Consider the following 19,907-nt stretch of genomic DNA (forward strand, 5'->3'; position numbering starts at 1 on the left):
CTCTACCTTCCCTGTGAGTCAATGCAGCAACGTCCGTGTTGCTGCGTCGGTTGGGAGTGTTATTGCTTGGCGTGGCACGGCAACTGATTCAAGGGGTAGTGCCTATTTATCATCGTAAAGCTCTGGGTATTTTCGATAGCGCCACATATTGATGATGCCAAGAACCGTGCCATAGATATACATGCCCACAAATCCCATCGCCAAGACACGATGCCAGCGTTGTTGAGGTGGGCCATAGCCTCTTAACTCACCACCGAACAACGCATAAGCCCACTCTCCAATAGCCACGCTGTTCCATAGAAATAGAACTAAAGTCGCGACAACCAATGTCAACTTGGCCTGCCGCTTGGCAAATGATGACCATTTGAAATACTCATCATTGCTCTGCATTACCGCCCCTCCTTGTCATTGGCATCTGGCAAGGAAATAAATGATGGCAAATTGCTGATGGTCGTTTCAGTTGCTTTCGAGACGGCATCTTTATTGGGCAATGAGACACCGAAGGCAGCCGGCATCTGCAGATAGGGTGAGGCTAACCGACTGGAGTCTCGCTTTATAAACTCACCCAGCACTGTACCTCCCCCAGCTGTTCCCGCACCCAAGACAGTACTTAGCGGTACCGACTTATCCTCATCATAAAGCCAGTTAGTCGCTGAGGTCAGTGAACCCCCTGCCGCGCTGCCCACGGCGGCGTTGCGCAAGGGATTCCGCCCGGCCAGCGGCCCGTACACTAACGCCGTACTGCCCGCCGCCAGTGATTGGCCTGGGCGATACTCACCGCCTTGCACCATCTGGCCAGCCGTATCGAAGCCCGCCCCGGTGGCAAAGAGCCCGGCCGTGCCGCGGGCCGTCAAGGTGGCAGCCGTGTAGGGTGCCATCACGGGAATAGCCGCCATGCTGGCCATGCCGCGGCTGAAGGTGTCCTGATCCTCTTTCATCTGTGCTAATGTCCTGGTGTCCGTATCGTTCAGGTTATAAGGGAGGCCTGCCGCCTGGGCGATGCCATAGGGATATTGCATTGCTTGCTCACGCGGTGGATAGGCCGATGAGGTGGACGGTTCCCATGCCCGATACGGCGAACCTTCCCCGCCAGTCTGTTCGATGATGTAGTTGATCAGTTCCGGTGAGGTGTTCTCCGGTATCATCTGAACCAGATAGCTCGTCGTGCCGTCTTCACCGGGTGTGGCAATCCAGTCGCCGCCATAATCGAAGTAGGTGTCATCAACGGCATCTTCGTCCTGTAAGTCGACGATAAGGTTGGAGCCGGGGCTTTCTTCCAGCTCATCGTTATGCATGGCTCTAAGGGCATCGGCGATCTGTTCAGGCGTGTACTCGCTGCCCTCGGCCAGCTGTTCCGCCAATGATTGCTCAAAGCTATGCAGCTGACGATTATTGGCATCGAGATTGAAGGCCATCGCGCCGCCGCTGGTGTTGCCCACGGCGGCACCCGCCAGGGTGGCGGTGAGCGATTCCAGCCCTTTTCTAACGCCGTTCGGGAGACTCATGTCATCCGTGAGGCGCTCTACTTCCGGCATCAGCGTCGCGCTGGTAAGTGCGCCGCTGGCACCGTCTACACCGCCACCCGCCAGGCCGATAAGCGTATGACCCGAGCTACGGTAAGCGCCGCCTTCCGCCCAGCGTGATGCTTCTGCTTCCAACATCGCCTTGGTGTCAGGATCACGGGCATTTTGTGCCTCACGCCATAGCTGAGCTTCCTGCTGGCTGGCATAATCCCCCCATTCTTGACTCGCTTTTGACCCAAACTCCTGGGTAATCGTGGCCTGGGCCTGCACGTCTTTTCTGACGTTATCCGCATCGAAGATCGGCGCAATGCCGCTTTCTTCATCGCCGGTGCGGGCGTCTTGATTGCCTGCCAGGCCGCTGATGGCAGCAATGGCGGTGCTACTGGCTTCACCGTCGTCGCGGCCGGTGCCGATGCCGGAGAGGCCGGTGCCGGTGCCGCTTCCACCACTGCTGAGGCCAATGCTGAGGCTTTCTGCTTCATAGGTGGCGCGGTTGTCGAGGTCGGTGAGGGTAAGCGCGCCGCTTTCCAGGGCGTCGCTGGCACTTTGTCCGGCAGTGGTGAAGGTGTTGCGGTCTTCATCAATCGCGGTTTGGGTGCTGGTGATGACACCGCCATCGAGGGTGGTGGTGCCACCCACGTTGACCTGGAAGCCGCCGTCGCCAGCGCGTAGGCCGCTTTGTTGGTTGACGCTTTGGAAGTCGCTATCAACCTTCGTGCGGCTTAGGTCAAGGTTGAGAGAGGCTTGACCGCCGGTCAGCGGAATGCTGGCACCGAAGCCGCTGCTGGCGTGGCGTTCGTGGTGGACCGAGGTGTCCTGCAGGCTTTCAATGGTCAGGTCGCCGCCGATTTGGGTGGCGATTTTGGGGGCGCTGACCACCGCGCCTTTAAGGGCGGTGTCACCGCCGCTGGTGAGGATGACCTGATTGCCTGCGCTAACCTGGGTGTTGTTGTAGAAGGTGCTGTCACCGTTGCCGTGGCCTTGGGCGCGGCTGGCGTCCAGGTTGAGGGCAATGCCACTCGTGCTGAACCCCAGGCCAATACTGCCACTGCTGCTGTTGTGGCTGTCGTGCTGGGAGACACCATCGGCACTGGCCAGCAGGTGGATATCCTCGGCGGCGTTGAGTTGGAGCGTATCACCGGCGTCCAGCTGGCTGCCTTGTACGGTGATGTTGCCTTCGCCCTCGCCCTGACCAAGCGCATGGATAGCGAGATTGCCACCGGCGGTGATCGTCGAGCCGCGGGCGGTGTTGCTGCTCGCTTGACTGTTGCTGCGGCTTTGGCTGGAACCCAGGCTGATGTTGAGGCTGAGGTCGGTGGCGTTGCCGTTTGTTATCTGCTGCTGAATATCCTTCACTGCCAGGGCGGTGTTGGCCGCTGCCAGGGCTTGCATACGCGGGCTGTCGGTATTGCTTGCCGCGTCAACCTGGCCCTTGATGCCTTGGGCGCTGTCCATCACGGGGTTGCTGAGGGAGAGACTCAGGCCGCCTTGTTTGAAGCGCTGTTCGGTCCGGCGGCTGCTGGTCTCGCGGCCTTCCAGGATATTGACGGTGTTAGCCCTGATCAGGATATCGCCGCTGGGGGCCAGCACGTCAGAACCGATCTGGGTGTAGGTGTCACCCGCGGTGAGGGTGACGTTGCCGCCGATGCTGCCCACGGTGGTGGGGGCAACGAAGGTGGCGGTATTCGTCGCATCGGTCATCTGCCGTTGGCTGCCGAGGTTAATGCCTAACCCACCGCTGAACAGGCCACTTTTTTTGCTGCGGTTGAAGTGGCTGTTGCTCAGGATGTTTTGTTCGGCATCCAGCGTGAGATTGCCCCCGGCATGCATACCCAGATCCTGGTCAGCGACGATATTGGCCCCGCTGACGCGGATGTCTTCCCCACTGATAAGGCTGACCGTCTGGCCGCCAAGCTCGGTGGCCAGTGCCTGGGTGCTGGCATTGCGGGTGCGCGTGGTACGGGTGCGACTGGAGAACAACCCGCTGCTACGGGTTTGCCGCCCTTCGGCCAGGCTCTCGGTTCGCTGTCCGGCTTCCAGGGTGATATCACCGCCAATGGCGTTCAGGGCCAGCGCCCCCTGGGCATCAACGGTGGCGGCGCGCAGGTTAATATCCTGCCCGGCGGTGAGGTTAATGGCGCCACCGCCGGTGATCACACTGCCGATCTCTTCACTGCTGCTTTGGTGGTGGTAGTTGTTGGCATCCCAGTTGAGTTCGTGGCGTTGGCCAACCTCCAAAGTGTCCAGGTTGATATCGCTGCCTGCCGTGAGCTGAGTCACGCCACTGCCGATGTTATGCAGCTCGGCAGCGGTGAGGTTGCCAGCCGCCCGGTCGATACCTTGCAGGCTGAAGGATGCTAGCGCTTGAACATATCATCCAGACGATTGGCGAATAGCACATCGCGCATCCAACCTTTCAGCTGGTCATGGTCGGCTTGCACAAGCTGCACCTCTACCCAGTCAGGTACCTCACCAAATTTGAAAGTGAGCTGGGTGCGTACTACCTCGCGTGCTTCAACCAAACGTCCTTTCTGAATACCAAACTGCTCGCCTTCTTGACGTCCTTCCAGGCGTTCTTTCTTGACCAGGTTTTCCAAATTCTCTGCCAGCATGTCTTTGTCCTCCATCAGGCTGTCGAGCCGCCCCAGATTGACCTCGGCGCCCAGCCGGTACAGGTGCCGCTTGAGCCAGCGGGTGATGATCCGGTCGGTGCGCGCCTTGTTGGGGTCGGCCTGAATAATTGCCACTACCCGATCTACGGCGTTCTGTAGCGCTTCCCAACTTTCCCCGGCGTTTTCTACGCCGAACACACCGCTGAGCGGTGTCTGGCGCAAGCCCAGCTCTTCATCAGTATAGCGCCCTTCGTCAATCAGATAATAGCGCAAGTGGGGTTGATAGACCTGTAGGAATCCCGGCGGTTCCGGCTGTACCATGTCGTAGATATCCAGCGGCGCTGTCCAGGGTTTGGAGCCGTTATACAACACCACCGGAAACACCGGTGGCAGGCCTTGGCTGGGCGTGATGACCTTCTGTTTGAGCAGCTCGCTGTAAAAGCAGGCCACATAGTGCATCAGCCGAATCGGCATGCTGCGGTCAACCGCTGACTGAAACTCCAACAGAATGTATAGAAACACCGGCTGCGTCGTACCTTCCCAGGTCACGTCCACCGACCACACCACGTCTTCGATTTTTTCCTCGAACAGCGGCGTGATGTAATGGCCATTGTGCTTCTTGAGCGTCGTGAAGTTCATTAACCCCGCGATCTCTGCGGGGGCGAAGCCTTCCATCAGTTGCTGAACAAACTCGGGGTGACTGAACAGTTCCTTATAGCCGGTGTCGTGGTGGTGAGTCGCCATAACGTGTCCCTGTTAATCGTATCGCGCCAGAATACCATGGCGGGCGATAATCAGCAGCGCACTGCAGAGGCGTGAGCCCTTTATCACCACGCTACCGCCAGGCAAGACAACCCTCTGCCTTCCCTGTGAGTCAATGCAGCAACGTCCGTGTTGCTGCGTCGGTTGAGAGTGTTATTTCCTGGCGTAACTCGTCAGTAGAAAGTTTTGGGTGCAGCATCTATTAATCACGGTAATCCTCCGGTGGATGTTTCCTGTAATGCCACATGTTGATCAGCATAAGAACAGTGCCAACGATATACATACCCACAAATCCCATCGCATAAAAACGGTACTTCCGTTGTTCACCTGGGGTATAATCTCGTGCTTCCCAACCCAATAGTTCGTGTATCCACTCCAATAAACCCACGGCATTCCAAAGGAACAGAAAACCAACCAAACCATAAGCAAAGAGCTCACCGTTTCGCTTAGCGAATGACGACCATTTAAGATACCCCTTCTCCAGTTTCATTACTGCTTCTCCCCATCATCTGAATCAGGCAATGGGATAAACGATGGCAAGTTGCTGATTGAGGTCTCAACACCCTTAGAGATAGAACCCGCAGTAGGCAAAGAGACGCTGATAGGGGTCTGGGAAAATGGCACGGTTACCCTATCTGGCAAAACATGCCCTTGCCTCCTGACGATACCACCCATTCCTGTACCCACCCCGGCAGTTACCGCACCTAATGTCACTCCATCCAGTATCGACTTATCCTCATCATAAAGCCAGTTGGTCGCTGAGGTCAGTGAAGCTCCTCCCGCGCCGCCCACGGCGGCGTTGCGCAAGGGATTCCGCCCGGCCAGCGGCCCGTACACTAACGCCGTACTGCCCGCCGCCAGTGATTGGCCTGGGCGATACTCACCGCCTTGCACCATCTGGCCAGCCGTATCGAAGCCCGCCCCGGTGGCAAAGAGCCCGGCCGTGCCGCGGGCCGTCAAGGTGGCAGCCGTGTAGGGTGCCATCACGGGAATAGCCGCCATGCTGGCCATGCCGCGGCTGAAGGTGTCCTGATCCTCTTTCATCTGTGCTAATGTCCTGGTGTCCGTATCGTTCAGGTTATAAGGGAGGCCTGCCGCCTGGGCGATGCCATAGGGATATTGCACTGCCTGCTCACGCGGTGGATAGGCCGATGAGGTGGACGGTTCCCATGCCCGATACGGCGAACCTTCCCCGCCAGTCTGTTCGATGATGTAGTTGATCAGTTCCGGTGAGGTGTTCTCCGGTATCATCTGAACCAGATAGCTCGTCGTGCCGTCTTCACCGGGTGTGGCAATCCAGTCGCCGCCATAATCGAAGTAGGTGTCATCAACGGCATCTTCGTCCTGTAAGTCGACGATAAGGTTGGAGCCGGGGCTTTCTTCCAGCTCATCGTTATGCATGGCTCTAAGGGCATCGGCGATCTGTTCAGGCGTGTACTCGCTGCCCTCGGCCAGCTGTTCCGCCAGTGATTGCTCGAAGCTGTGTAGCTGGCGGTTATTGGCATCGAGATTGAAGGCCATTGCGCCACCCTGGGTGCCGCCCGTGGCCGCACCGGCGGCGGTGCTGGCCAGGGCCGTGAGGCCGTCGGTGAAGGCGTCATCAAGGCCTGCGTTTTCAGGGCGTTGGCAACCGCCGGGGCGCTGAGGGTGCCGACGGCAGCGCCTGTGGCACCTCCCGTACCACCCGTTAGTGCGCCGATGACGGTGTGGGCGGCGAGGCGTTTGGTGCCGTTTTTGCCCCAGTCGCTTTGTAGCTGATCGGCCTGGGCAACATGTGACCAAGCGTGTGACTAATAGCGGCCAATGGTCAGCAAGAAGCAAACCAAAGAGACGGTGTGTTTTGAAACTGTGGTCACGATTTGGTCACAGGATGGTCACAACCAAAAAATAAGGGCTTACGAATTAACGTAAGCCCTTGAAATCATTGGCGCGCCCAGCAGGATTCGAACCTGCGACCCTCGGCTTCGGAGGCCGATACTCTATCCAACTGAGCTATGGGCGCACAGTGGTTGCGTATGCTACCTGTGTGAGTAGATGGTGTCCAGTTGTGCGGTGGATGTATTGCCATTGCGGCAGTGCCTGGTGCATTCTTTCAGAGCGTTAAATCATCTTAGTGCATCATGTACCAAACAGTCCCAAACCAAGAGACTCCTATAATGAAAACATTGGCACTGAACACGCTGGCACTTTCCGTTTCACTGGCTGTCGTTGGCACCGCCAACGCGGCTGAATTTGACGAGATGGACCCGGTCACGCTGCGCCTGGCGCATGTAGTGAACGAACAGGATGGCTTTCATATTGCGGCGCTGAAGTTTGAAGAGCTGGTGGAAGCACGTACCGAAGGCAAGGTGGATATTGAAATCTACCCCAACGCTTCGCTAGGTGACGAGCGTACCCTGCTGGAAGGTATGCAGATCGGCACCGTGGATATGGGCGTGATTACCAATGGCCCGGTGGCCAACTTTGTGGAAGAGATGGCGGTGTTTGAGCTGCCCTTCCTGTTTCCGTCCAATGAAGCGGCCTACGAGGTGCTCGATGGCCCGATTGGCCAGGAGCTGCTCGACAAGCTTTCCGAGGTTAACCTGAAAGGTCTGGCCTATGCCGAGCGGGGCTTTCGTAACCTGACCAACAGCGAGCGGGCGATTAATACGCCAGAAGATATCGATGGTCTGCGCATTCGCGTGATGGAAAATCCGGTGTACACCGATACTTTCCGTGAGCTGGGCGCCAATGCCATTCCCATGGCCTGGACCGAAGCACTCACCGCCATGCAGCAAGGCACCATTGATGGCCAGGAAAACCCGGTCAACGTCATTCACTCGTTCAAGCTGAACGAAACCCAGAATTACATGACCCTTTCCCGCCACACCTACGCACCAGCGATCTTTGTGATGGGCATGCCGGTCTGGAACCAACTACAGGACGCTGCTCAATCCGTGATTGAAGACGCTGCCCAGGAAGCTGCCGAGTACGAACGTCAGATGAACGCTGAAATGGAAGCTGACCAGCTGGCGGCACTGCGCGAAGCCGGTATGCAGATCAACGATTCGCCTGACCTGAGTGCTTTCCAGGAAGCCGTCGCCCCGGTATACGAAAAATACGGCGAGCAGTTTGGTGATTACCTGCCGCGTATTCAGGAGGCCATTCAGCAGTGATAGCGAAGGCACAGCCGCTATTAACGCTGTTGCAACGCATTGAACGCGGGCTGGATGCCATCATCCAGCCCGCTGTTTTTGCTTGCATGGCGGCGTTGATTGGCGTCATCACGTTACAAATCGTCTCCCGCGTTCTGTTTACCGCCGTTGGCTGGACAGAGGAAGTGGCGCGTTTTCTGCTGGTGTGGATGACCTTTCTGGCAGGCACCCTGGCCTTTCAACGCGGGCGTCATATTGCCGTGACGTTTGCCGTGGACGCCCTGCCAATTAGTGCCCGCCGCTTTGTTCGGCTAGCCGCGTTGGGCATCGTGCTGGCTCTGCTGATCGCGCTGATGGTGATCGGTTATCGCTATATGCAGGTGCAGAGTTTCCAGAAATCCGCGTCGCTACGCATTTCGATGACCTATATCTACGCCGTCATGCCGGTGTGTGCCGCCATCATGGCCTGGTACACCCTGGTGGATATGCTGGAAACGCTGATACATGGCGAGCCCCAGTTCGCGCAGGAGGACACCCCATGACGTTGGTACTGTTTGGGCTGTTTTTCCTGTTTATGTTGATGGGCATACCGATTGCTTTTGCGATTGGCGCCAGCACCCTGTATGCCCTGTATCAATCCGGCGTACCGCTGATGGTGGTGACCCAGCAGATGTTCCAGGGCATCAACTCCTTTGCGCTGGTGGCGGTGCCGATGTTTATCCTCGCCGGTGACCTGATGGCGCAAGGCAAGGTGAGTGAAAAGCTGGTCAACTTTGCGGATGCGCTGGTGGGCTTTATGCGCGGCGGGTTGTCGATTGTCTCGGTGATGGCAGGGATGTTCTTCGCCGCGATTTCCGGCTCCGGCGCCGCCACCACGGCGGCCGTTGGTTCCAGCTTGGTGCCGGAACTCAGACGCAAGGGGTACGATCCGGCCTCCGCCGCCAGCCTGATTGCTGCCAGCGGCACGATCGGTGTCGTCATTCCGCCTTCGGTGCCAATGATCATCTACGCGGTAATTGCCCAGCAGTCGGTTTCCAAGCTGTTTTTGAACGGTTTTATTCCCGGTGTGGCGATGGGGCTGGGGTTGATGGCGATTGCCATTGTGCAGGCCTATAAACGCCAGTATCCGCATGGCACGGCGCTGTCGTTAGCAACTATCTGGCGCACGCTCAAGGACGCCAGCTGGGGGCTGATGACGCCGGTGATTATTCTCGGTGGCATTTTCTCAGGGATTTTTACGCCATCGGAAGCGGCAGTGGTTGCAGTCAACTATGCCTTGATGGTGTCGCTGTTCGTCTATCGCGACCTGACGCCAAAGGCGATTTACCATGTGCTGATCCGCTCGGCGATCACCACCTCAGTGATTATGCTGGTGATTGCCATGTCAGCGGTGCTGAGCTGGACGCTTTCCAGCTGGCAGGTGCCCGGCGCGATTGCCCAGGCGGTGCTGTCGCTGTCTGATAATCCTTACATCATCATGCTGCTGATTGTCGGCGTCATCCTGCTCACTGGCGTCTTTATCGAAACCGCCAGTGCGCTGATCATTCTGACGCCGGTGCTGCTGCCGCTGATTCTCCAGCTGGGCATCGACCCGATCCACTTCGGGCTGATCATTGTGATGGGGCTGGCGGTTGGCATGATCACCCCGCCGGTGGCGATCAATCTGTATGTCGCCTCGTCGGTCACGCGGCTGCCGCTGGAGCAGATCACCCGCGCCATCATTCCGTATCTTCTCGGGCTGATCGGTGTGCTGCTATTGGTGGTTTACGTGCCCATGCTGATGGGCTGGTCGGGGGGATAAGGGCAAGAGGTAACGTCAGAATCCGAGAACCGATTTTGGCATTTTGGTGGTGATATTGGCATCGCTGCCTCGACTTACGTCTATGTCGTTGTTATAGTGGCGCCAGATCAGGCGCCATTCATTGAATGGCGCTTTTTTTTACACGCTTTTTCGTATCAATTGTTAACGCGTGTTTTAACAATTTAGCTGTGTCAGCCAAGTTGTTGCCCGCTCTTTGTCTTTTTCAAGACACCTCGAAAACGTTATCGCTTTCAACTCCCCTGCTTTAAATAAACCAACCTAAACGGTGGCCTTGATGCCTCATTCTTCTGACGAAAACCCTCAGCCTGGTGGCTTACGTGCGCTGGGTGACCCGATTGTGCTGATACTGAGCGTTGGCTTTATCGCCGCGTTCGTACTGCTTTCCCTGTTGGATATTGACCTGGTGGCCAACAGTATCGGTAGCGGCTTTGCCTGGACCGCGCTGACCCTGGGCACCTACTTTCAGCTGCTGCTGATTGCGACCTTTTTCATTGCCGTTGGCCTGGCGTTAACGCCTGCCGCCAAGGCAAAAATTGGCAACCTTGATACGCCGGAAATGAGCACCTTCAAGTGGTTGTCGATTATTCTTTGTACTCTGCTGGCCGGGGGTGGCGTGTTTTTTGCTGCCGGTGAGCCGGTTTATCACTTTGTGGTCACACCGCCTGCCTTTGATACAGAAGCGGGCACCGCGGAAGCCGTGAGTGGCGCGTTGGCGCAGTCGTTCATGCACTGGGGCTTTCTGGCCTGGGCGGTACTTGGCTCGCTGACAGCAGTCGTACTGGCGCATGCGCACTATGTGAAAGGCCAGCCGCTGCAGCCGCGCACCCTGCTGTACCCGGTGCTCGGCAAGCGTTTAATGCAAGGGCCGCTGGGCGGTGTTGTCGATGCCTGCTGCGTCATTGCCTTGGTCGCCGGTACCGTCGGCCCCATCGGCTTTCTGGCGACTCAGGTCAGTTTTGGTTTGCATGAACTGTTCGGCCTGCCGGAAGGCTATATCGGCCAGTTAATCATTCTGGCCTTGTTGGCAACGGTTTATGTGGCGTCTTCATTGAGTGGTGTTCACAAAGGCATTCAGATGCTGAGCCGCTTCAATGTGTTTCTGGCATTGGCTATTGGTGCCGTGATTTTTATCTTTGGCCCGACCCTGTTTCTGGTTAACACCTATGCCGCCAGCATGGGCGCTTATATCAGTGAGTTCTTCACCATGGCGACCATGACAGCGGATACAGCACCGGCCTGGTGGATGCAGTGGTGGACGGTATTCTTCTTTGCCTGGTTTATTGGTTACGCGCCGCTGATGGCGATTTTTGTGGCGCGGATTTCACGCGGGCGCTCGGTGCGCGAAATGATTCTGGCGGTGGCAATCATGGCACCGATTGCCACCACGGTCTGGTTCACCCTGCTGGGCGGCTCCGGCATTTATTACCAGCTGACCGGCGTGATCGACCTGACCGAGGCACTCAATAACTTCCAGTTTGATGTGGCGACTCTTACCGTCGCTCAGGCCCTGCCGGGTGGCACCCTGATGGCACTGGCGATTCTGCTGTTGACCACGATCTTTGTGGCCACCACGGGGGATTCTATGAGCTATGCCATTGCCATGGTCAGCGCTGGCCATGATCAACCCAATTCGCTACTGCGTGCCTTCTGGGGAATTGCCATGGCGCTGATGGCGGCGATACTGCTCTATATGGGCGCAGGCCAGATCGGTGTGTTACAGCAGTTTATCGTCATCACCGCCATTCCGGTGTCGTTGATTATTCTGCCGTCACTCTGGAAAGGCCCGCAGGCCGCCTACGCGATGGCCCGTGAACAGGGCATCATCGAGTAAATCGTTGATTTAAAGCCCCAGCAGCCGCAGGATCATTTGCGGCTGCTGGTTCGCCTGGGCCAGAATGGCGATCCCTACCTGCTGGCGAATCTGAGCGCTTATCAAGTTAGATACTTCGCGTGCGTAGTCAGCATCCTGAATTCGCGACTGCGCCGAGGAGAGGTTAATAACGCTGCTATTCAGCCCTTCAATCACGCTATCGAAACGATTCTGTACCGCTCCAAGGGAACTGCGCTGGCGATCCACCTGACTGATTGCGTCATCCAGAGTACTCAGAGGGTTAGCAGTGGCACTACCGTCATCCAGCACGCTGAAGTTGCCCAGCCCTAATGTATCAATGTTCGTTTTTTTCAACGCGATATTGATCACGTCGCCATCGTTAGCGCCAACCTGAATAGACACATCACGATCATCAGCCAACAGATTGACGCCATTGAAGTTGCTCTGGCTTGATAAGCGGTCAATTTCTTCCAGGCGCAGATCGATTTCATCCTGAATGGAGCGCAGGTCAGATGAGGAATTGGTGCCATTGGCAGCTTGAACACTAAGCTGGCGGATACGCTGTAAGTTCTCGTTAACCTGATCGAGAGAGCCTTCAGCCACTTGAGCGAGTGAAATACCATCCTGAGTGTTGCGCATCGCCTGGTTCATACCACGAATCTGGCTTTCCATGCGGTTGGCAATCGCCTGACCGGCGGGGTCATCCTTGGCGCTATTAATACGCAAGCCTGATGAAAGACGTTCCATGGCCGTCTGCATATCCTGCTGGCTGGCACGCAGATTGTTTTGAGCAATCAGCGACATGAGGTTCGTGTTAAGAACCATCATAGACACGTTCCTCGGCAAAAACGCCATCTCGCCCATTGTGGGCTTCATACTCTATATCGGCCGCTACGGAGGGTGTCTTAAATGTTTTTGCTATCTCCTGACGTTATTGCCCCGCTGGTATTGTGCTGCTGTTATTGTCCTACTTAGTTAGGGGTATCAGTATCGTTTACGTTTCATGAATCAATAAGCTCACGGCCTGCCTCAGCCAGCAGTGCATCCACTGGTTCACGCACATAATCATGCTGGTGATATCCCTCATCCACCACATGCCCATCCCAGGCAACAATATCCAGATCCATGGTGCGAGGCCCTGACTTGATCGGCCCGCGCACACGCCCAAGGCGATCTTCTACCTGCTTCAGATAGGCTTTGAAATCGGCCTGATTTAGCCCGGTGCGTATCAGTACGGCGCTGTTGAGAAAATCCGGCTGAGCCTGAAAGCCTACCGGCGTGGTAAGAATAGGTGCCGTTCGCGCCAACAGATCACATTCCGCTTCCAGAATCTCGATGGCACGGGCGTAGTGGTGCTCAGGATCAATGTTGGAGCCAATCGAAATCACGCATTCATGCAGTTCGGGGTCCACCTTTGCGGGCGCTTGCAGCATGGTCAACATCCTTGAAAATTGTGAATTACCGTTAGATTAACGCCTTCTGCCTTTTGTGCAAGTACTGTACAACTTATTGACAAACGCTTTCCTCACGCTGAAAGTAAGCGCAGATTTTATCGCTCAACGATGCTTGACTAACAACGCTTTGACCAGAGGAAAAAAGTCATGAACCCACAGGCAGCACTGATTACCGGCGGTGCCACGCGTCTTGGCCGTCATTTTGCTGAAGCGCTGGCCAGCGCAGGTTATGATATCGCTTTGCACGTTAACAGCTCCCGCCAGGAGGCTGATGAGGTGGCAAAGGGGATTCGCGAGCTAGGCCGCAATTGTGAAGTCTTTACCTGCAACTTCCTCAGCGATGCCGCTGAGGACGATCTGGGTGAGCTGATCCGCCGTGTTAAAGCCCGCTTCCCTCAACTGGGTGTACTGGTCAATAGCGCCTCCGCCTATGAGCCTGCCCCCATCGCGCAGACCGATCTTGCGATGCTGGAGACCCAGTTTCGCGTCAATATGTTTACGCCGCTGCTGCTGACCCGCCATTTTGCTGGGGCCGTCGATCAAGGCCGGGTCGTTAACATTATTGATAACAAGGTGACGTATCACCAATACCCCTACGCCGCCTACCTGCTCTCAAAAAAGAGCCTGGCAGACATGACGCGAATGGCAGCGCTGGAGTTCGCCCCGCAACTGCGCATCAACGGCATTGCGCCTGGGGTAGTACTACCTGCCTCGCAGCGCACCAGTGACTATATACAGTGGCGCATTGAGGGTATTCCAGCCAATCAGCAAGGCGCTCCTGAACACCTCGTGCAAGCATTGCATTACCTGCTCGATAACGCGTTTGTGGTCGGCCAGATTCTGTTTGTGGACGGCGGCGAATCCATCAACCTTGAAGGCCGTCATTCGGAGAACTATCCAGGCTGATACGTCCCAGACTGATACGCTCTTTTTTGGCCCATTCTCCCTTACGCCCGCCCTATCGCTGGGCGTTTTTGGTGCACCTGATCAGTCCATCCTGGCGAATCATGACTTTCCCGTTTGATTTAACCAAAGGTCACACTACCCCGCTTCCTTGCACAAAAAGATTATCTGTAAACTCAACTCAAGCCGTCGGCTTTTCGCTGGCACTTTCCTGGTTTACTCAATGATTCCAACAATAAAAAGGAATTTTGCATGGATAAACTCGCGCGTTCGCTGGGGCTGCGCACAGACCCCACGATTTTCTTTACCTCCGCCGGACTGATGGTGCTGTTTCTGGTAGCACTGGTAGTCGCCCCCGAGACGATCGGCGATATTTTTGCCAATGGACGTACCTGGGTCGTCACCAACCTTGGCTGGTTCTTCATCTTCGGCGTCAGTTTCTGGTTAGTGTTTCTGCTTTGGATAGCATTGAGCCGTTACGGCAATATCCGCCTGGGGGGCGAAGATGACCGTCCAGAGTACGGCAATATTTCCTGGTTCACCATGCTGTTTGCCGGGGGGATCGGCACAGTGCTGATGTTCTGGGGCGTGGCAGAGCCAATTTTTCACTTTGCCAACCCGCCGCATGGCGATATTACGCCTCACTCGGTCGAAGCCGCTCGTGAAGCCATGGGCTTCTCGCTCTATCATCTTGGCCTGCATACCTGGACGATCTTTACCCTGCCTGGGCTGGCGTTTGCTTACTTTATCTACCGCTATGATCTGCCGGTTCGGGTTAGTTCGGTGTTTTATCCGCTGCTCAAAGACCGTATTTACGGCCCTATCGGTAAAACCATCGATATATTTGCGGTGCTGGGTACGCTGTTTGGTGTGGCAGTTTCCATTGGTCTTGGCACCTCACAGATCAACGCCGGGCTTAGCGAACTGTTCGGCGTTGCTGATAGCGTCACCAGCAAGGTGTTGATCATTACCGTACTCACCGCCGTGGCCGTTGCATCCATTGCCGGCGGGCTGGATAAGGGCGTCAAGCTGCTTTCCAACCTCAACATCGGTATGGCAGTGGGGTTGATGCTATTTGTGCTGTTTGCCGGTTCTACAGTATTTCTGCTTCGCGGCATCATCGAAACCCTGGGTATTTATGTATCCAACATCGTGCCGCTATCGTTCTGGAACGATACGCTGGCGCAATATACCCGTGAAGACGGCAGCTGGGGCTGGCAGGGTAACTGGACGGTTTTCTACTGGGCGTGGACAGTTACCTGGTCACCCTTTATCGGCCTGTTCGTGGCACGTATTTCCAAGGGTCGTACCATCCGTGAGTTCGTACTCGGCGTCTTATTTGCACCGTCTGCCTTTACGCTGGTGTGGTTCGCCATCTTCGGCTGGTCTGCCATGGAGATCGACGGTATCGGTGAAGCGGCGCGTGCCCAACTGGGTGATCAGGCCGGCATGATGACCGCTGCGGTGATGGAAAGCGTGCCACTGGCGATGTTCGCGTTCTTTGAGAATTTCCCGGCCGCCACACTGATTCAAGGCCTGGCTGTTGTGATCGTTGCGATCTTCTTTGCGACGTCTTCGGATTCGGCCTCGCTGGTCATCGACCTGTTATGCACGGGTGATGTTGAACCAGGCCCGATCCATCAGCGGGTATTCTGGGGCGTTTCAGAAGGCGCGGTGGCTGCCATGCTGATCGTGCTGGCCGGTGATGCTGGTCTGGTGGCGCTACAGCAGGTTATCACCGTCATTGGTCTACCGATCTTCATCATGGTATTCGCTATGGTGTTTTCGCTGATGAAGGCGCTGATGAGAGAGAAAATCAAGATTGTACGCCCGAGTCAGGCCCCTGAACTGGAAGGCCTTAGAGACTAAATGCCCTGTCTTGCCACGGCCTCGACGAATGGAAGGCCGTGGCCAAGACAAAGGCTTTTAAAGCAACATGTTAAAACAACATTTCAAAACAACAATGCCGCCCTTTTGGGCGGCATTGTTGTTTTAACATGCTGTTTGCAGGGCATGACGCGGAAATTACACGTCATCACCTGTGGGGTTGGTGCTGTCCGGATCAGAAATTGTCTGAACACCTTGCCTCGGATCGTCACGGCGCACATCCAGTGCCTTATTATCCGGCATGGCATCCAGAATACGGATGTTGGCCGCCGGTGAAGCGCCCGCTTTGTCTTCCCCAAAGTACATGGTGGTATGCGGGAACGGAATTTCGATACCGGCCTGATCAAAGCGCAGTTTGACCAGACGGTTATAGGCACGACCTACCGCCCACTGATCCCCCGGCGTGGTTTTGATGATCACACGGATATTCACCGAGCTGTCAGCCAGCGCGATCACCCCCGCCACATCCAGCGGTGCCAGCAATTTGAAGCCGTGGTCTTCACTGGCTTTCAGATCATTAAAGGCCAGATGCAGTTGTTCCACTGCCTCATCGATGCTTTCACGATAAGCGATGCTGTACTCGCCAATGTGATTACCGTACTCACGCATATAGTTGGACACGGTATCCACGCTGGAAAACGGCACGATATGGTAGGTGCCGTGAAGATCCCGAATTCCCACCGAGCGAATGCTGAGTTTCTCCGCGGTACCGGTAACGCCACCAACGGTGACCACATCACCGGTATTCATGGCGTTCTCGACCTGAATGAAGATACCGGTGATCACATCCTGCACCAGTTTCTGAGCACCAAAACCGATGGCCAGACCCAGCACACCGGCACCGGCAATCAATGGGCCAATATTAATGCCGATTTCCGACAGCAGAATCATGCTGGTGATGGTCACCATGGCAATTGCCAGTGCATTACGGAACAGGCTAAGCAGCGTTTTGGCACGCGCCGACGGCTCACCGCTACCCGTATCCGGATTCAGCTTGTGCTCAATCAGGCTGGCGAGCCCCAGCCAGGCCGCTACCGCCAGAATCAGGATAAACGCAACATTGATCAGCTTACTGACCAGATTGGCGCCACTTTCCGAGGCATACCAGTTAGGCAGATCAAACGCGCCCCAGGCATCCAGTACCACCATGATGACCCCAATCGCGATAATCGTACGCAGCACGCGGAGTGCGTTGGGGACGTAGCTGTTCAGACGCTTTTCCAGTAACGGCAGTTTCTGGCGCAGATCACTGGATAATGTGATGCGCCGCCCAATGGTTTGGGTCAGGAAAGAGGAAACCAGTATGCCTGCCACCACGGCCGCCAGGGTTTGCAGCGTGGCAAAAAGCACAAAGGGTAGGGCATCCGCGGGACGGGTTAACGTCAGTACGAACACCATCAGGAAGTACAGTAGCGCGAACAGGTGCCAGGTGCGGGCAAAGAGTTGTAGCGTGACGCGGCTGGCAGTAAAGCTGGAATTACGGGCAATGACGTTGAGATTATCGCGCAGGCGCACGCGGTTTCTGAGAATCACAGCCACCGCATAAATGAATGCCAACACCATGATCAGCGTGCCCAGGGCCTGCCCCAGGGTCGGCGCCAGATAGTAGTTGACCAGCGGTACAGCAACCATCAACCCATAGCCCACCAGGCCTACCAGGCGCGCCAGCCAGCGGTTCCAGTAAGAGGCTTCCTCGGCGGAAATCGGCAATAGCCGCAGCCCTTCATAACGTGAAGAGAACAGCATGCGAACGGCTGCCTTGATCAGTTCAATCACCATAAACGCATTGAGGAACAGGGAGGCTCGGGTAGAAAGCCCGCCGGTTTCCCCAACGGCAAAGGTGGCAATCAGATTGCCGCCCACGTAGGAAAGCGCCACGATCAGCACGTCGATAACAGCCGCCACAATCACACACACGATCAACCGCAAGACGGGGGTAAGGCCATAGCCCTGCAGCGACCAGAGGCTCAGCTTGTTGAACAGTGGACGACACACCAGTCGAAATACCATGAACAACACAAACGTGGCCAGCACCACCAACCCAAGGTTAATGGCCGCTGACATAAAGGCTGACGAATCAAACGCGCTGGCACTACCCGGGCTGAGAAGTCCGGTAATAATCACTAGTGTCTGTTCCAGTTGACTACCAACGTCGCCGACGATACCACTGGTCATTTCGGCAAGCTGGCGAGGTAGCGACACCTCTTCAGGCGTCATCTCACTGCCTTTAGCAGCGGCGGCCTGAACGTCTTGCGGCATATTCGCCGCCTGACCGCGCAACACATCAATCAACGCCTGACGTGACTGCTCGTTTTCAAGCAGATCCGCCATGGTGCTGTAGGAAGCTTGATCGCCCGTACCGGCTTCATCTGCCGTTTGCGCCAGCACTGGTGTTGTCATCAGAGTGAAAATCGTCAACAGCCAGATGCCCAGCCAGGGCAAGAGTCTTAATGGCGTCACTCGACTACCTCATTCGTCATGGAATTTTACGCTTTAGCCTAACATGATCGATTTTGAAGTTCGCGTTAGGCGCCGTTGAAATACATTAGCATAGCGGTGCCAGCCAATGATGCGCCAATACCAGCACTACCGCATAACGGCCGCCTTTAGCGAGCAAAATCCATAAAAATGCTCGCCACCAGGGTAGCCGGAAAACCCCGGCAAGCACTGTCAGTGGGTCACCGATGATCGGCACCCAGGACATCAACAGGCTGACCTCTCCGAGCCGATGGTACCAACGTTCTGCGGCTGCCAACTGTTCGGGGCTGGCGGGAAACCAGCGACGCTGTTGAAAACGTCGTGCATAACGGCCCAGCCAGACATTAATCAGACTACCTATGGTATTGCCAAGGGTGGCCACCCCCCATAACCAGAGTGGGGATTCCCCCAGGCACCACAACCGCGCCAGCCAGATTTCAGAGCCTCCCGGCAGCAGAGTGGCACTCGCCAGGGCAACAAAAAACAGGCTTAGCATGGCGCCCTCAGCATTGCCGCCTGATATTGACCGTCATCATGCTGACGCTGGCACCTGCCCACCCAGCTGAGCGGTGATTTCCGCTGCGGTGGTTTTGACCAGTTCACCCAAGGCGGGCAACCGAGGCTCAGGAATGCGTGCCACCGGCCCGGATACCGAAATGGCAGCCAGTGGCTGGCCGTGCTGATCATGGATGCAGGCGGCCACGCAATGCAGGCCAATCGCATGCTCTTCACGGTCACAGGCAAACCCCTGGGTACGGATTCGCGCTATTTCCTGCTGTAACGCAGGTGGCGTCGCCAGGGTATTGGCCGTCACCTGGGCCAGTTCGTGGTGCTCCAGCAGCTGCTTACGGTCATCTTCCACCATCCAGGCCAGCAGCGCCTTGCCCACGCCTGAGGCGTGCAGCGGTGCTCTGGCCCCCAGCCGGGTGATCATGCGCATCATCTGCGGCGATTCATGCTGGGCCAGAAACACAGCGGTGGCGCCATCGCGAATCCCCAGGTTGGCGGTCTCTCCACTTTCTGCGGTTAAGCGGCGCAGAAAAGGTCGGCTCTGAGCAACGACATCACGCGCCTCCAGAAAGCTATTGCCAATGCGAAAGGTTTTGACGCCGATGCGCCATAACCCCTGTTCATTTTCCTGGCTAACAAACCCCTGACTCTGCAATGCCTGTAACAGCCGATGGGTTGTGGAAGGTGCCAGCTCGGCCATTTCCGCCAGTTCGGAAAGCGCTAACCCGCCAGGGCTTAACGACAGATATTCAAGAAGCTTCAAGCCACGCACCAGAGACTGGCTGTGACCGCTGCTGCCCGCTTTATTGGTACCTGCTGGCCGACCCGCCGTTCTGCGCTTTACGTCACTCACTCCGCTGCCTCCTTCACCCAGTTTTCCACTCGTGTTCTCACTTAACGGCCAGCGCTCGCGGATTTCACGTCACTTACCTGCCCTGTTTTGAGCAGGTCGTCATGCCAACAGAATACCGCGCTCCCCTGGGGCTGTCGC

At 56.4% G+C, this 19,907-nt stretch carries 16 protein-coding genes and 1 tRNA gene; 6 read left to right on the forward strand and 11 right to left on the reverse strand.

Annotated elements, in window-relative coordinates:
* Window positions 1-102 precede the first annotated feature (102 nt).
* The 6 genes from ACU6TU_RS15940 to ACU6TU_RS15965 form a co-directional block, all read right to left on the reverse strand.
* Entirely contained in the window at window positions 103-390 is a 288-nt protein-coding gene (locus tag ACU6TU_RS15940; protein WP_447142352.1) for a hypothetical protein, read from the reverse strand.
* A complete protein-coding gene (locus ACU6TU_RS15945) occupies window positions 390-3,803 on the reverse strand; it encodes a hemagglutinin repeat-containing protein (protein ID WP_447142353.1) in 3,414 nt (1,137 codons plus the stop codon). The genes ACU6TU_RS15940 and ACU6TU_RS15945 overlap by 1 nt, the downstream gene beginning before the upstream one ends.
* 77 nt (window positions 3,804-3,880) lie before the next feature.
* Window positions 3,881-4,879, reverse strand: coding sequence for an Rpn family recombination-promoting nuclease/putative transposase (locus ACU6TU_RS15950; protein ID WP_447142354.1), 999 nt, complete (start codon window positions 4,877-4,879; stop codon window positions 3,881-3,883).
* Window positions 4,880-5,099: 220 nt separating this feature from the next.
* Complete coding sequence (locus ACU6TU_RS15955; RefSeq protein WP_447142355.1) at window positions 5,100-5,387, reverse strand: hypothetical protein; 288 nt, start codon at window positions 5,385-5,387, stop codon at window positions 5,100-5,102.
* Complete coding sequence (locus ACU6TU_RS15960) at window positions 5,387-6,418, reverse strand: hypothetical protein (RefSeq protein WP_447142356.1); 1,032 nt, start codon at window positions 6,416-6,418, stop codon at window positions 5,387-5,389. The genes ACU6TU_RS15955 and ACU6TU_RS15960 overlap by 1 nt, the downstream gene beginning before the upstream one ends.
* Before the next feature lie 404 nt (window positions 6,419-6,822).
* Window positions 6,823-6,899, reverse strand: a tRNA-Arg gene (locus tag ACU6TU_RS15965).
* 154 nt (window positions 6,900-7,053) lie between these two features.
* Here ACU6TU_RS15965 and ACU6TU_RS15970 point away from each other — a divergent pair.
* From ACU6TU_RS15970 to ACU6TU_RS15985, 4 genes are all read left to right on the forward strand, one after another.
* Window positions 7,054-8,052 (forward strand): TRAP transporter substrate-binding protein, encoded by a 999-nt coding sequence (locus ACU6TU_RS15970; protein ID WP_447142357.1) that lies wholly within the window; start codon window positions 7,054-7,056, stop codon window positions 8,050-8,052.
* Entirely contained in the window at window positions 8,052-8,573 is a 522-nt protein-coding gene (locus ACU6TU_RS15975) for a TRAP transporter small permease (RefSeq protein ID WP_447144277.1), read from the forward strand. The genes ACU6TU_RS15970 and ACU6TU_RS15975 overlap by 1 nt, the downstream gene beginning before the upstream one ends.
* The gene (locus ACU6TU_RS15980) at window positions 8,570-9,832 is read left to right on the forward strand and encodes a TRAP transporter large permease (RefSeq protein ID WP_447142358.1); all 1,263 of its coding nucleotides are present in this window, start codon (window positions 8,570-8,572) and stop codon (window positions 9,830-9,832) included. The genes ACU6TU_RS15975 and ACU6TU_RS15980 overlap by 4 nt, the downstream gene beginning before the upstream one ends.
* Window positions 9,833-10,127: 295 nt before the next feature.
* Window positions 10,128-11,684: a BCCT family transporter gene (locus tag ACU6TU_RS15985; RefSeq protein WP_447142359.1), complete on the forward strand. Its 1,557-nt coding sequence runs from the start codon at window positions 10,128-10,130 to the stop codon at window positions 11,682-11,684.
* A 9-nt stretch (window positions 11,685-11,693) separates the two neighbouring features.
* Here ACU6TU_RS15985 and ACU6TU_RS15990 read toward each other — a convergent pair whose 3' ends face one another.
* Both ACU6TU_RS15990 and folK read right to left on the reverse strand, forming a co-directional pair.
* Entirely contained in the window at window positions 11,694-12,512 is an 819-nt protein-coding gene (locus ACU6TU_RS15990; RefSeq protein WP_447142360.1) for a flagellin N-terminal helical domain-containing protein, read from the reverse strand.
* 173 nt (window positions 12,513-12,685) lie between these two features.
* Complete coding sequence (folK, locus tag ACU6TU_RS15995; RefSeq protein ID WP_447142361.1) at window positions 12,686-13,117, reverse strand: 2-amino-4-hydroxy-6-hydroxymethyldihydropteridine diphosphokinase; 432 nt, start codon at window positions 13,115-13,117, stop codon at window positions 12,686-12,688.
* A 168-nt stretch (window positions 13,118-13,285) separates the two neighbouring features.
* Here folK and ACU6TU_RS16000 point away from each other — a divergent pair, with 168 nt between their 5' ends.
* Both ACU6TU_RS16000 and ACU6TU_RS16005 read left to right on the forward strand, forming a co-directional pair.
* Entirely contained in the window at window positions 13,286-14,044 is a 759-nt protein-coding gene (locus tag ACU6TU_RS16000) for an SDR family oxidoreductase (RefSeq protein ID WP_447142362.1), read from the forward strand.
* A 249-nt stretch (window positions 14,045-14,293) separates the two neighbouring features.
* A complete protein-coding gene (locus ACU6TU_RS16005) occupies window positions 14,294-15,910 on the forward strand; it encodes a BCCT family transporter (protein WP_447142363.1) in 1,617 nt (538 codons plus the stop codon).
* A 156-nt stretch (window positions 15,911-16,066) separates the two neighbouring features.
* On the opposite strand, the gene ybiO is transcribed toward ACU6TU_RS16005, so the two are convergent.
* The 3 genes from ybiO to ACU6TU_RS16020 form a co-directional block, all read right to left on the reverse strand.
* The gene (gene ybiO, locus ACU6TU_RS16010; protein WP_447142364.1) at window positions 16,067-18,388 is read right to left on the reverse strand and encodes a mechanosensitive channel protein; all 2,322 of its coding nucleotides are present in this window, start codon (window positions 18,386-18,388) and stop codon (window positions 16,067-16,069) included.
* An 85-nt stretch (window positions 18,389-18,473) separates the two neighbouring features.
* Window positions 18,474-18,902 (reverse strand): YqaA family protein, encoded by a 429-nt coding sequence (locus tag ACU6TU_RS16015; RefSeq protein WP_447142365.1) that lies wholly within the window; start codon window positions 18,900-18,902, stop codon window positions 18,474-18,476.
* A 36-nt stretch (window positions 18,903-18,938) separates the two neighbouring features.
* Window positions 18,939-19,769: an IclR family transcriptional regulator gene (locus ACU6TU_RS16020; protein ID WP_447142366.1), complete on the reverse strand. Its 831-nt coding sequence runs from the start codon at window positions 19,767-19,769 to the stop codon at window positions 18,939-18,941.
* Window positions 19,770-19,907: the final 138 nt, after the last annotated feature.

The organism is Halomonas sp. LS-001 (assembly GCF_052983955.1).